14 protein-coding genes are annotated in these 13697 nt (G+C 46.6%); 11 read left to right on the top strand and 3 right to left on the bottom strand.

The window, feature by feature from the left end; all coding sequences use genetic code 11:
- Nucleotides 1-57: 57 nt before the first annotated feature.
- The 9 genes from AC2CGA_RS08650 to AC2CGA_RS08610 all read left to right on the top strand — a co-directional run bounded on the left by AC2CGA_RS08650 (nt 58) and on the right by AC2CGA_RS08610 (nt 9112).
- Entirely contained in the window at nt 58-1512 is a 1455-nt protein-coding gene (locus AC2CGA_RS08650; RefSeq protein ID WP_484480168.1) for a tetratricopeptide repeat protein, read from the top strand.
- Between the two features lie 397 nt (nt 1513-1909).
- Complete coding sequence (gene cwlO, locus AC2CGA_RS08645) at nt 1910-3322, top strand: peptidoglycan DL-endopeptidase CwlO (RefSeq protein WP_003151485.1); 1413 nt, start codon at nt 1910-1912, stop codon at nt 3320-3322.
- A 206-nt stretch (nt 3323-3528) separates the two neighbouring features.
- Entirely contained in the window at nt 3529-4479 is a 951-nt protein-coding gene (trxB, locus tag AC2CGA_RS08640) for a thioredoxin-disulfide reductase (protein WP_003151487.1), read from the top strand.
- A 273-nt stretch (nt 4480-4752) separates the two neighbouring features.
- On the top strand, nt 4753-5220 hold the full coding sequence (locus tag AC2CGA_RS08635) for an 8-oxo-dGTP diphosphatase (RefSeq protein WP_003151491.1): 468 nt from the start codon (nt 4753-4755) through the stop codon (nt 5218-5220).
- Between the two features lie 25 nt (nt 5221-5245).
- Nucleotides 5246-6133, top strand: a complete 888-nt coding sequence (rapZ, locus tag AC2CGA_RS08630) for an RNase adapter RapZ (protein ID WP_012118535.1) — start codon at nt 5246-5248, stop codon at nt 6131-6133.
- Nucleotides 6130-7083, top strand: coding sequence for a gluconeogenesis factor YvcK family protein (locus AC2CGA_RS08625; protein ID WP_007407422.1), 954 nt, complete (start codon nt 6130-6132; stop codon nt 7081-7083). Before rapZ ends, AC2CGA_RS08625 begins: the two co-directional genes overlap by 4 nt.
- A gap of 26 nt (nt 7084-7109) precedes the next feature.
- Complete coding sequence (gene whiA / locus AC2CGA_RS08620; RefSeq protein ID WP_003151494.1) at nt 7110-8060, top strand: DNA-binding protein WhiA; 951 nt, start codon at nt 7110-7112, stop codon at nt 8058-8060.
- Nucleotides 8061-8083: 23 nt separating this feature from the next.
- Entirely contained in the window at nt 8084-8341 is a 258-nt protein-coding gene (locus AC2CGA_RS08615) for an HPr family phosphocarrier protein (RefSeq protein WP_003151495.1), read from the top strand.
- Nucleotides 8342-8365: 24 nt separating this feature from the next.
- A complete protein-coding gene (locus tag AC2CGA_RS08610) occupies nt 8366-9112 on the top strand; it encodes an arylamine N-acetyltransferase family protein (RefSeq protein WP_014305898.1) in 747 nt (248 codons plus the stop codon).
- A 59-nt stretch (nt 9113-9171) separates the two neighbouring features.
- On the opposite strand, the gene AC2CGA_RS08605 is transcribed toward AC2CGA_RS08610, so the two are convergent.
- Nucleotides 9172-9561 (bottom strand): ribonuclease, encoded by a 390-nt coding sequence (locus tag AC2CGA_RS08605; RefSeq protein ID WP_223203805.1) that lies wholly within the window; start codon nt 9559-9561, stop codon nt 9172-9174.
- Between the two features lie 204 nt (nt 9562-9765).
- Nucleotides 9766-10731, bottom strand: coding sequence for a 2-hydroxyacid dehydrogenase (locus AC2CGA_RS08600; protein ID WP_014305897.1), 966 nt, complete (start codon nt 10729-10731; stop codon nt 9766-9768).
- A gap of 400 nt (nt 10732-11131) precedes the next feature.
- Between AC2CGA_RS08600 and AC2CGA_RS08595 the strand changes: the two genes are divergently transcribed.
- Together AC2CGA_RS08595 and AC2CGA_RS08590 are read left to right on the top strand one after the other, a co-directional pair.
- Nucleotides 11132-11713: a beta-class carbonic anhydrase gene (locus AC2CGA_RS08595; protein ID WP_044052869.1), complete on the top strand. Its 582-nt coding sequence runs from the start codon at nt 11132-11134 to the stop codon at nt 11711-11713.
- 2 nt (nt 11714-11715) lie between these two features.
- Nucleotides 11716-13305 carry a SulP family inorganic anion transporter gene (locus tag AC2CGA_RS08590; protein ID WP_015387657.1) on the top strand — a complete coding sequence of 530 codons (1590 nt, stop codon included), beginning with the start codon at nt 11716-11718 and terminating at the stop codon, nt 13303-13305.
- A gap of 44 nt (nt 13306-13349) precedes the next feature.
- On the opposite strand, the gene AC2CGA_RS08585 is transcribed toward AC2CGA_RS08590, so the two are convergent.
- Nucleotides 13350-13670 (bottom strand): MazG nucleotide pyrophosphohydrolase domain-containing protein, encoded by a 321-nt coding sequence (locus AC2CGA_RS08585; RefSeq protein WP_003151506.1) that lies wholly within the window; start codon nt 13668-13670, stop codon nt 13350-13352.
- Between the last annotated feature and the right edge of the window lie 27 nt (nt 13671-13697).

Genomic DNA, 13697 nt, shown 5'->3' with positions numbered 1-13697 from the left:
GCGAAACCGTTTTATGGTATACTACTGACGGTAATACGTATAAAACGGAGGATATTTGTGGGAAAACACACTTCTGAACAGAAAAAGCACGCGCAAATTGTCCAGCTGCTTCAGGATGGACAATATTTTTTTCATAAAGGCTTAAAAGCATATAAAGAGCGGAATTTAAAACGGGCCAGCAAACTGATTCAGCGGGCCGTCCATCTCGAGCCGAATGATTCCGAAATGCTGTCACGGCTGGCCGTCATTTATTCTGAAATGGGCCACTACCAGCAGTCAAATGAGCTGTTCGACTTTATTTTGGTGAACCTGAAAGAAGAAATGCCCGAGTGTCATTATTTTAAAGCGAATAATTTCGCGCATTTGGGGCTCTTTCAGGAAGCATACAAAGAAGCGGCGGCTTATTCAGATGCCGATCCGGACGGGGAATTCAGCGAAGAGATTGAAAATCTGATGGAGCTTTTGGATTTCGGCGAAGCGGGTGAAAACGAATCACTCTATGACCAGGATGAGCTGCTGATCAGGCAGGACCGGGCAAAAACGCTTCTTGAGAGCGGCCAGCTTCATGAAGCGGTTGTCATGCTTGAAGAGATTACGGCCGATTACCCCGAGCTTTGGTCTGCATACAACAACCTGGCGCTCGCTTACTTTTACTCAGGCAATGTTACAAAAGCGAAACAGACGGTATTCGAAGTGCTTGAGAAAAATGAAGGCAATCTCCATGCCCTGTGCAACCTCCTTGTATTCTGCTATTACGAGAGGGAAGATGAAAAAGTCGGAGAATTGAGCGGAAAACTCGCCAACGTGTATCCGATTTTATTCGAACAGCGCTATAAGCTGGGGGCGACGCTTGCGCTTGTCGGCAGACATGATCTCGGTTATAAATGGCTCCGTTCTCTTTACAAAAGCGGGTTCGAAGGCGACGAAACGTTTTATTACTGGCTTGCCGCCTCAGCCTACGGGACAGGCCGCACAGAATTTGCAGAAACCATTTGGAAGAAGGCCGAAGCCGAATTTCCCGAATCAGACCGGCCCGCGCCTTGGGCGGAGCGGCAGGAATCGCTGCCTGCTTCACTGGAACAGCGGCTTGCCGCCTATTATATCAGCAGCGCTGAAGGAGAGCGGAACCAGCTTGAAAAAGTTCTGACGGCAAAACGCGCCGTTTCACCGTTTGAACAAGATTTCGTCAGACTGCTGCTTTCCGGTGAAAAAGGCGCTTCAGGCGTCTCCGGTGACGCGCTGTTCACGTATCGGACGGTCAAGCTTCTGGAGAAAGCGGAAGCCGACAGTTTAAAAACTGACGTCATGAGCTGCTGGGTTTTTCACGTCATTCAGCACATCCGCGCCGCCGCTGCCGTACAGAATGAGCGGGCATGGGCCGCAGCCATCGCATACGTATGGAAAGAAGCAAACGGCGAAAAAACGACGAAAAAAGAAACGGCCGCCGTTTACGGTATAACCCCGGCAACCCTTTCGAAATACATCAGACAAATAGATGATATATTAGAATAAAACCGATTCTTTCTATATAAAGAGTCGGTTCTTTTTTTTATCAGAAAGGGGCAAAACAGAACTTTACCGCCGAAAAAAGAGGTATTCATACGTATTTTTTTGCTTTTTGAATCGAAATCAGGCCGTAATCACCGTTTATTTTGCAAAATATGAGATTTGCAATCACATTGAAATATAACTGTAATAAAAATTGTCGAAACATGATGGTATAATGAGTCTCGTACATAAGAGATTAGTTTATTTTACATGTGCTGTATAATCTATACCAATTAACCAGATTCAAAGAATCGTACATAAAAATCATCAGCCTCACGGGCATGTGAGGGAGCGTAACTTTGATGTTCATAATAGAATTCCAAATGAGAACAGGTTTAAAGTAAAAGGGAGGAAAGAAAAAGTGAAAAAGAGTTTATTAACACTTGGTTTGGCTTCCGTCATCGGGACAAGCAGTTTTTTGATCCCGTTTACAAAAACTGCATCGGCGGAAACATTAGACAGCAAAAAAGCGAAAATTGAAAGCAAGCAATCTGAGGTGGCTTCAAGCCTTGAAGCAAAAGAAAGAGAATTGTCCAAGCTTCAGGACAAACAGGCTAAGATTGAAAAAGAATTGAAAGACATTAACGCTAAAGCGTTGGATACAAGCAATAAAATCGAAGATAAAAAAGCTGAAAACGAAAAAACGAAAAAGCAGATCGCTGATTTGAAAAAAGAAATCAAAGAAACAGAAGCGCGTATTGAAAAACGCAATGAAATCCTGAAAAAACGCGTTCGCTCTTTACAGGAAAACGGCGGTTCTCAAGGATACATAGATGTACTTTTAGGGGCGACAAGCTTCGGAGACTTCATTTCCCGTGCGACTGCAGTATCTTCTATCGTTGATGCGGATAAAGACCTGATCAAACAGCAGGAGCAGGATAAAGCGAAACTCGAAGACGCAGAGGCTGAACTTAACGTGAAGCTGAAAAAAGTTCAAGATGATCTTGCGAAACTCGAGTCTATGCAAAAAGATCTGAACAAACAGCTTGATCAGAAAGACAAGCTTTTCGACGAAGCGAAAAACGGTCAGAAAAAAGCGGCTTCCGCTATCTCTGATCTGAAAAAAGAAGCGTCACAGCTTGCAAACCAAAAAGCTGACACTGAAAAAGAACAGAAGCGCATTAAAGCTGAGCAGGCTGCAGCGGCTGCCCTGATCAAAAAACAGGAAGAAGCGCAAAAAGCTTCTGAAGACCAAAACCAAAAAGATGACAGCCAGCCGGCACCGGCGGTTAAAACTGTGAAAAAAGCGGCTGTTTCAACATCATCTGATTCATCTGACAGCTCAAGCAAACCGAAGAGCACTTCAGGCGGATCATCTCATAACAGCGGCGGTTCAGATGATTCTGACGGGGGATCTGTTATTTCAAATTCAGGCGGTATTGAAGGCGCGATCAGCGTAGGATCAAGCCTTGTGGGTCAATCTCCGTATAAATTCGGCGGCGGACGCACTCAATCCGATATTGACAACCGTATCTTTGACTGCTCTTCATTCGTACGCTGGGCTTATGCTAACGCAGGCGTTAATCTCGGACCTGCAAGCGGCACAAACACAGATACATTAATCGGAAGAGGTAAAGCAGTAAGCGCGTCTGACATGAAACGCGGAGACTTAGTATTCTTCAACACGTATAAAACAAACGGCCACGTCGGCATCTACTTAGGTAACGGAACGTTCCTGAACGATAATACATCACACGGTGTATCCATTGATTCTATGAGCAACCCTTACTGGAAGAAAGCATTCAACGGCAATGTAAGACGTGTCGTGCAATAATGAATAAGACAAGGGCCTTCTATCCCGGAAGGCTCTTTCTTTATTTGTATACCCGCTCAGGAGCTCCCTAATCACGGTTTCTCAGAAAAATGAGCAAAAAAATAGCGAATTGCCCTCAGATTTAATAGGATATGGGTAAGGAATACGATTGATGGGGATTCTTAGTCATATAGGGTGCGCCCCATTTCGAAAAGGAGTGAATCATGGTGTCAGAAGAAAAAATTTATGATGTGATCATTATCGGCGCGGGTCCGGCGGGGATGACCGCTGCTGTTTACACATCACGAGCGAACTTATCCACATTAATGATCGAAAGAGGAATTCCGGGCGGCCAGATGGCCAATACGGAGGATGTTGAAAACTATCCGGGTTTTGAAAGCATTCTCGGCCCTGAACTTTCTAATAAAATGTTTGAACATGCGAAAAAATTCGGTGCGGAATATGCGTACGGCGATATTAAAGAAATCGTGGACGGTAAAGAATATAAAACGGTCAAAGCCGGTTCAAAAGAATATAAAGCGCGCGCCATCGTCATTTCTGCCGGAGCGGAATACAAAAAGATCGGCGTTCCCGGCGAAAAAGAACTGGGCGGCCGCGGCGTATCGTACTGCGCGGTTTGTGACGGCGCGTTCTTTAAAAATAAAGAGCTTGTCGTTGTCGGCGGCGGAGACTCCGCCGTTGAAGAAGGCGTCTATCTGACACGCTTCGCTTCAAAAGTCACCATCGTTCACAGACGTGACAAATTGCGTGCGCAAAGCATTCTTCAGGCGCGTGCCTTTGACAATGAGAAAATTGACTTCAAATGGAACAAAACCGTAAAAGAAATCCATGAGGAAAACGGAAAAGTCGGCAGACTTACTCTTGTGGATACCGTGACGGGAGAAGAGGAAGAATTCAAATCTGACGGCGTCTTTATTTATATCGGTATGCTTCCGCTTTCTAAACCGTTCGAAAACTTGGGCATCACAAATGAAGAAGGCTACATTGAAACAAATGCCCAAATGGAGACAAAAGTCCCAGGCATTTTCGCTGCGGGAGACATCCGTGAAAAAACGCTCCGCCAGATCGTAACGGCGACAGGCGACGGAAGTATTGCGGCTCAAAGCGTTCAGCATTATGTGGAAGAGCTTGAGGAAACGCTCAAAACCGTTAAATAATCACTGTAATGTTCAGTTTTTGAATCGTTACTGTGTTTTAATTACGCTGTAACACGGGTGAAATACTGATGTTTTAAGATGAATGTAGTAATTGACCCCCTTTTTAATGAATACACTTTGGCACGGATTCCAGTATCCGTGCCCTTTTTTTGCGATTTTTTGTTTTCTGTCAAATAAAAGAAAAGGATGTCGGTGTCTCTGCATTGTGAGAGACATGCCGAAACGGTATAATGAAGAGACGATGATTTGTTGAGAAGGTTAGGTGACGTACTTGTGCAAAGAGTGACAAATTGTGTGCTGCAGACAGATGATCAGGTTCTCCTTCTCCAAAAGCCGAGACGGGGCTGGTGGGTCGCGCCCGGCGGGAAGATGGAAAGCGGCGAATCCGTCAGAGATTCCGTCATCAGAGAGTACAGAGAAGAGACGGGCATTTATATACTAAATCCGCAGTTAAAAGGCGTGTTTACCTTTATTATTAAGGAACAGGAACAAATCGTGTCAGAGTGGATGATGTTTACTTTCGTCGCCGACTCCTACACGGGGCGGAATGTCGCTGAATCAGAGGAAGGCGTTCTGAAGTGGCATGACGTAAAAGATATCCACAGCCTTCCGATGGCCCCCGGAGACGGGCATATCCTTGATTTTATGATCAAGGGCCAAGGGCTTTTGCACGGCACCTTTACGTATACGCCGGACTTCGAGCTGCTCAGCTATCGTTTAGATCCGCAGCTTATCAAATAAAAGAAAGACCGCAGGGGGGAGAAAGATGAGTATGAATGAAAACCATGATATTCAGCTCGTCATCATTACGGGAATGTCTGGAGCGGGGAAAACCGTCGCCATTCAAAGCTTTGAGGATCTCGGCTATTTTTGCGTCGACAATCTGCCGCCTTCCTTGCTGCCGAAATTTTTGGAGCTGATGAAAGAATCAAGTTCAAAAATGAGCAAGGTTGCGCTTGTCATGGATCTGCGGGGACGTGAATTTTTTGACAGGCTGATTGAGGCGCTGGATGAAATGGCGGAAAATCCGTGGATTACACCGCGCATTCTCTTTTTAGACGCTAAGGATTCCATCCTTGTGACGAGATACAAAGAAACGAGGCGTTCTCACCCGCTGGCCGCTACCGGGCTTCCTCTTGAAGGAATCGCGCTGGAACGCCAGCTGCTTGAAGAATTGAAAGGGCGCTCTCAGCTGATCTATGACACATCGGATATGAAACCGCGTGATCTGCGTGAAAAAATCGTGGCGCATTTTGCCACGAACCAAGGTGAAACATTTACAGTGAACGTGATGTCATTCGGTTTCAAATACGGGCTTCCGATAGATGCCGACCTCGTGTTTGATGTAAGGTTTCTGCCGAATCCGTTCTACATTGAAAGCATGAGGCCGCTTACGGGGAAAGATGAGGAAGTGTCATCCTATGTGATGAAGTGGAACGAAACACAAAAGTTTATTGAAAAGCTTGTTGATCTGCTCGGCTTTATGCTTCCGTCTTATAAGCGGGAAGGTAAAAGCCAGCTTGTCATCGCGATCGGCTGTACGGGCGGCCAGCACCGCTCCGTCACGCTCGCTGAGTATTTGGCTGACTATTTTAAAAAAGATTTCTATACTCATGTCACTCACCGGGACATTGAAAAGAGAAGCCGGAAATGAATAAGAAGCCGAAAATCGCAATCTTCGGCGGCGGAACGGGTCTGTCCGTGCTGCTTCGGGGGTTAAAGCATAAGCCCGTTGATATTACGGCGATTGTGACAGTTGCTGATGACGGCGGAAGTTCAGGCCGTCTGCGGGATGAACTTCAAATTCCGCCGCCGGGTGACATTCGTAACGTACTGGCTGCTTTGTCAGATGTTGAGCCGCTCGTTGAAAATCTGTTTCAGCACCGTTTCAACAAAGGAAGCGACTTAACCGGACATTCGCTCGGCAATTTGATTTTGGCAGCGATGACAAATATAACCGGTGATTTCTTTCACGCTGTCACCGAAATGAGCAAGGTGCTGAATGTCCGCGGCAGAGTGCTGCCTGCTGCCAACACCAGTGTCGTTCTTCACGCTGAAATGGAGGACGGGCAGGTCGTCTCCGGAGAATCGACAATCCCTTCTTACGGCCAGCGGATTAAACGGGTATTTCTTACGCCTGAGAAAATTGATCCGCTCCCGGAAACGATTGACGTCATCCGTCAGGCCGATTTAATCATTATCGGTCCGGGAAGCCTGTACACAAGCATTCTTCCGAATCTGCTCGTGCCGAAAATCGGAGAGGAAGTCGTCAAGGCCGCGGCCAAAAAAGTATATATATGCAACGTCATGACACAGCCCGGCGAGACGCTTCAATACAGCGCGGCCGACCATGTCAAGGCGCTGAACGATCATATGGAGCAGCCGTTTATCGACACGATCTTAATCAACAATGAGGAGATCCCTGACGAAATCAAAAGCAAATATGCGAAAGAGCTGGCCCGGCCCGTCGACTTCAATGTTGAAAAGCTGAAATCCATGGGGCTTGAGGTCATCAGGGATCAGATTATCACGTATAAAAATGGCGTAATCCGTCACGATACACATAAAGTGGCTTCTCTTCTTGTCGATTTATTAAGGGACTAGAGGCCTTTTGAAATGAGGTGGCTAATATGTCATTTGCATCGGAAACAAAAAAAGAACTGACGAATCTGGAAGTGAAGGACTGCTGCGCCAAGGCGGAGCTGTCCGCGCTGATTCGGATGAACGGTTCCCTGTCATTTTCAAACCGCCATCTCGTGCTTGACGTTCAAACCGAAAATGCGGCGATTGCCCGCCGCATTTATACATTGCTGAAGAAACAATATGATGTATCGGTCGAACTGTTAGTCAGAAAAAAAATGCGGCTGAAAAAAAATAATGTTTATATTGTGCGCTTTTCTGAAAATGCAAAGCTGATTTTAGAGGAATTGAAAATCCTCGGGGAGAACTTTGTATTTGAACGGAATATTTCTGAGGAACTGGTGGCGAAACGGTGCTGCAAACGTTCTTATATGAGAGGGGCGTTTTTGGCGGGAGGATCTGTGAATAATCCCGAAACATCGTCGTACCACTTGGAAATCTTCTCGCTTTATAAGGAACATAACGATTCATTATGCGCCCTGCTGAATGATTTTCATCTGAACAGCAAAACGCTTGAACGGAAAAAAGGCTATATTACGTATTTAAAAGAGGCGGAAAAAATCACTGAATTTCTGAATGTCATCGGCGCTCACAATTCACTGCTGCGCTTTGAAGATGTGCGGATTGTCAGAGATATGAGAAACTCAGTGAACCGCCTCGTCAATTGTGAAACAGCAAACTTAAACAAAACCATCGGGGCTTCTCTCAGACAGGTGGAAAATATTAAATACATTGATGAACGGATCGGTCTTGAAGCGCTGCCGGAAAAGCTTCGCGAAATTGCGCAGCTGCGGATTGATTATCAGGAGGTCACGCTGAAAGAACTGGGGGAAATGGTTGCAAGCGGGAAAATCAGCAAATCCGGCATCAATCACAGGCTGAGAAAGCTCGATGAAATCGCAGAACAGCTGCGTACAGGACAAAGCATCACTTTGAAATAACCGTACAGAAAAGGGGAGATCTTATGGTTCAGGGGAAAGTGGAAGTGCGTTTAAAGACGGGATTGCAGGCGCGCCCCGCTGCATTGTTTGTACAGGAGGCAAATCGTTTTGCATCAGATGTGTTTCTTGAGAAAAACGGCAAGAAAGTGAATGCCAAAAGCATTATGGGATTAATGAGTCTGGCGGTCAGTACGGGGACGGAAGTCACTCTGATCGCTGAAGGCGACGATGAAAAGGAAGCGCTGGAAAAGTTGTCCGCTTATGTGCAGGAAGAAGTGTAAACACTTTGTAAGGGGGACGGAACGATGAATGAGTTTCTGAAAGATTGTTATCAAACGATAGGCTGGGAAAAGGATTCCCTCGATTTCAGCAACCTGCCGGAGTTTTTAAAGGCGCTCGCGTATCGGTTTCCGTTTGAAAACCGCGCCGTTTTGTCCAAAAAAGAATATGACGTCACGAAAGAAGGACTGTGGCGGCACATGGTGAAGGAACCTCACGGCGGTCTTTGTTATGACTTGAACGGACTGCTTTATTTCATCCTGAAAGATGCCGGATTTGATGTCAAATTGATCCGCGGAACGGTCTGGAAAAACGGCTGGGCGCTGCCCGGCACACATGCGGCCGTACTTCTTTCCGCCGGGGGAAATGAGTACATCGCTGATGCAGGCTTCGGCCTCAATCTCGCCATGCAGCCTGTGCCGATGTCGGGAGACGAGACGGTATCAGCGGCCGGAGCGTTCCGCGTGAGGATAGAAGAGACGGAATTCGGGACATACGTGCTTGAAATGAACAAAGGGGACGGCTGGCAGACAGGCTACGCATTTTCGCTTGAAGAAATCGATGAAAAGGACCTCAAGTCTATGAAACAAACAATCTTTGAACATGAACGTTCTCCTTTCAACAAACGCCTGCTGGCTTCTAAGCGGACACCGGAAGGGCACATGGTTCTGTCTGAACGCAATATAACAATAAAAAAACACGATGGCACGGCGGAAAACAGCAGAATAGACCGCTCAGAGTTTGAAGAAAAATTTACTGCTCATTTTATATGAAGCTTGCAGATTCTCTGCAAAAAAACGGCCTCCGCAGGGAAGCCGTTTTTTGTATGTGTTTATCTCATTTTTGTAAAGGTTTGATAGTGGTCTGTCGTCTTATAAATCAGCCAGTCGCTTGAGTAAAGAATCCGGTCTGAATTTCTGAAGCCTGATGTATAGTTAATATCCGCTTCACGCCACGTCCGTCCGCTTTTTACAGGGAGTTTGCCTTCCCTGTTTGAGAAGATGTCCCCGCCGATGCTTTTCCCCGGGGCGACGTCCGCCAGATTCCCCTTTGATGCCACCCAGCCGAGGGCCTGTGCTTCTGATTTTGTAATGTAGTTATCAGGAAGCTTGTGATAGGTCTGAAGATAATCCGCAACCCCGTCAAACGTGTTGATAACCTGTGCTTCAGTGTGCGCCTTGTGAGAAGATGTATCCGTCTTGGCAGCCGTTGAAAACAGCATCCCCGCCGCGGAGAACAGCACCAGCAAACAAACGGAAATCCACGATAATCGTTTTTTCAAAGCAATACCTCCCATTTTTATCATGTGAAGCTGATTCCTTTTCATTGTATCAGCATCAAGAGAAAGGAATAGAAAGAATTTTAAAATAGTACTTTTGATCTAGTGAAAAATAAACCCCGGCTGAAACGGCCGGGATTTTTCATCTCATTGAAATTCCTTCGTGAGGTTTTTCGGTGTTTTTCCGTATACGGCGTCAATCATGTTCTGTGCGGCTTGCTTGAACATATTCAAGCGGATTTTTGCGGTTGCTGACCCGATATGCGGAAGCAATGTGACGTTTTCCAGCTGCAGGAGCGGATTATCTTCGGCGATCGGCTCTTTTTCAAACACATCTAAACCGGCGCCTTTTATCCAGCCCTCTTGCAATGCGCGGATGAGCGCTTTCTCATCAACTGTCTTTCCCCGGGAAATATTGACGAAACATGCCGTATCTTTCATCAATTTAAATTCCCTCTCTCCCATCATATGATATGTTTCGTCAGTAAGCGGGGTAATTAAAAGCACAAAGTCTGATGTTTTCAGCAGTGTATCTAAGTCGGTATATGTAACCCCGAGTTCCTTCTCGGCATCCGGTTTTCTGCTGCGGTTATAATACAGCACGTCCATATCGAAGCCGAATTTTGCCCGTTTGGCAGCTTGTTCACCGATTCTGCCCATGCCGATAATTCCTAATGTCTGATGGTGGACATCCATACCGAAAAGAGATTCCTCCTCAACGGTTCCCCATTTGCCGGCGCGGACGAATCGATCCAATTCGGCAACCCGTCTGGCGGAAGACAGAATTAATGAAAAAGCCAGATCAGCGACAGTGTCATCTAAGGTGTACGGTGTATGCGTGCCGACAACCCCGCGTCTTTTCATTTCTTCAATATTAAAATTATCATAGCCGACTGAATTATTGCTGACGACTTTCAGCTTCGGCGCGTGATCCAGCAAATCACTGTCAATTGCCGTTCCGGATGTCAGCAGCCCTTCAGCATCTTTCATTTTTTCGTACAGTTTCTCTTTTGGAATGGTATCTTCTTTCCAGATGTCATAGCGGCAATGCTCGCCTATCATTTGTTCGACTTCGGGCGGTATCGGTTTCGCGATGAATACATAGGGTTTCAACGGGCTTCTCCTCCTTTGTCTTTCTTCTCTATTTTATTATATAAGAGAAGCGGTAACGTGAGAAATAATCAAACGCATTACGATAAATTTCTGGTTCTTTTGAACTTAAAATGAAAGAAAAAGGAATGTACATGCTTGATTTCTCCAAACAATAACAGAATCCGCCTATATTTCTGAAGGCAAAATGAGCGGAACCGCTGTTTTCAAAAGCTTTATAGGTTGGTGTAAAGATAAATTTTATTATTTTTGAAAGATATAAATGAATATAATCTGAATTTACAGTCAAATTATCGTGTCTTTTTTTGAAAGCGCTTTTGAGGCCTTTTTCTGTGCTATAATTCCTTACTGTAAGCTGGGTAAGAAGGCTTGCAATACAATCGGATGGGAGATGAATAGAAAAATGGTTTCTTTAACAAGCATTTTGGAGCACAACCAGCAGTTTGTCCAAGAAAGGAAATATGAACCTTACCAAACGACAAAATTCCCGAAAAAAAAGCTTGTCATCGTATCCTGTATGGATACAAGGCTGACGGAGCTTCTGCCGCAGGCGATGGGACTCAGAAACGGCGATGCCAAAATCATAAAAAACGCGGGAGCCATTGTTTCTCACCCATTTGGAAGTGTCATGCGGAGCATTTTGGTTGCCGTTTATGAACTGCAGGCAGAGGAAGTCTGCATCATAGGTCACCGCGAGTGCGGAATGTCGGGATTAAATGCGGCTTCCATATTAAATAAAGCAAAAGAGCGCGGGGTGGAGGACAAATGTCTCAGCCTTCTGCAGCATGCGGGAGTCGATTTGGAAACATGGCTGACCGGTTTTCACAGCGTCGAAGAAAGCGTGGCCCACAGCGTGAATATGGTCAGGCATCATCCGCTCTTGCCTGAAGAGGTGCCGGTGCACGGGCTGGTGATCGATCCGGGAACGGGGACGCTGGATGTAGTCGTTGACGGTTATGAAACAGTCAAAGGAGGATGCAGCTGACGATGCAATTTACCGGCAGATATCAGGGATACAATTTGCAGAAATTTCAGAAAGACCTAATCGCGGGAATTGTGGTCGGAATTGTAGCGATTCCACTGGGGATGGCCTTTGCCATCGCCTCGGGGGTCGGTCCGGAATACGGGCTTTACACCGTTATTGTGGCCGGAATTCTGATTTCGCTGTTGGGCGGCTCTAAATATCAGATCGGCGGGCCTACAGGGGCGTTTGTTCCCATTTTATTTGCCATTGTGATGCAGTATGGTTTTGAGAATTTACTTGTAGCCGGTTTTATGGCAGGCGTCATGCTCGTCCTGTTTGGCGTATTTAAGCTCGGAAAGATTATGAAATTCGTGCCGAAGCCGGTGATCGTCGGATTTACGGCCGGGATCGCGGTGCTGATTTTCTCGGAGCAGATTGCCCATTTTCTCGGTCTGCGCGATATCCAAAAGCATGAAAGCTTTATCCTCAACATTGCGGAAATAGGCAAGAAGATCGGAACCTTTAATTTGTACAGCATCCTCATCGCGGGAATTGCTTTGGCCATTTTGCTGTTATCAGCCAGGCTGATGCCGAAGATCCCGGGCGCGCTTGTGGCGCTGCTTGTCTCTACAGCCGCGGCGGTCGTGTTTTTTCCTGACAAAATGGCGACAATCGGTTCTGCTTACGGAGAAATTCCGCGGCAGCTTCCGGCTTTCCAGCTTCCGGATTTCTCAATTGATAACATGGTGATGATGTTTCCGTCGGCTCTGATCATTGCGCTTCTCGGCGGACTTGAATCCATATTATCGGCGATGGTCGCGGACAATATGAAAGGATCACGGCATGACAGCAATAGGGAGCTTGTCGGGCAGGGCATCGCCAATATGGCAGCGCCGCTTTTCGGCGGCATACCGGCAACGGGAGCGATTGCGCGGACCGCAACAAATATTAAAAACGGCGCAGTTTCTCCGATTTCCGGTGTTGTCCACGGAGTCACCGTCCTCCTCGTCCTGCTCGTCTTCGCCCCGCTTGCCGTTCACGTACCGCTGGCAAGCATGGCGCCGGTATTGATGGTTGTGGCTTGGAACATGAGTGAGCGGAGAGAAGTCGCCAATATGATGCGGCTGAAAAACACTGATTCATTCGTACTGGCGGCAACCTTTTTGCTGACGGTTCTGTTTGATTTAATTATCGGCGTTTCTGCCGGTCTTGTGCTCGCTTTTATTTTCTTTATCAGAAAAATGAGCGAATCAACAAGCATTAAAACACCGCATGCCGCAGTCAAATCGGTTAAAAATGATTCGTCCGTCAGCACATATTCCATTGAAGGACCGCTGTTTTTCGGTTCAATTGATTCACTGGAATCATCGCTGCTGGAGAGGCTTCAGGAAAAGCCGAAGACGCTTATTCTGCTGATGAATAATGTGCATTACATGGATACCTCCGCAGAAGCGGTGCTGGGGAATGTAATGAACCGGATCAAACGGCATAACGGGAGATTGATGATCGTCGGATTGCAGTCACAGCCGAGAGAGCTGATCCGGAAGACGGGGCTGTTTCATAAAATCGGGAAACAGCATTTCTTTGAGCATCAGGACGAGATAACGGGATAAATTCAGATACGGCCTGTCCATGAAAAAGCGGACGGGCCGTGTTTTTATTCGGTTTCAAAGCGCTTGATCAGTTTTTCCTGATGGGCTTTCATCGCATCTTCTAACGTGATTCCGTACTTATCGGCAAGGATAGCCAGATTTCCGAGGACGTCACCCATTTCTTCAATCAGCTCCTGCCTGCGTTCAGCCTGGGTCGCGTCCTTTTCATCCGGCCGGTCTCTGCCGATTTCATATGCTCTTACCGCCCGGGCGAGCTCACCCGCCTCTTCCATTAAAAAGCCGATTCTGATAAATGGCCCGTACGCCGTCCATCCTCGTTTTTCGTAAAAATCTTTCGTCCATTGTTCTGCTTCAGCCATCTGCATGTGAAACACTCCTTATGTCCTGTATGA

The sequence above is a fragment of the Bacillus sp. SYZHCR11 genome (assembly GCF_057196865.1).
The sequence above is the reverse complement of the archived record's forward strand: the minus strand, read 5'-3'. Positions and strand labels throughout refer to the sequence as shown.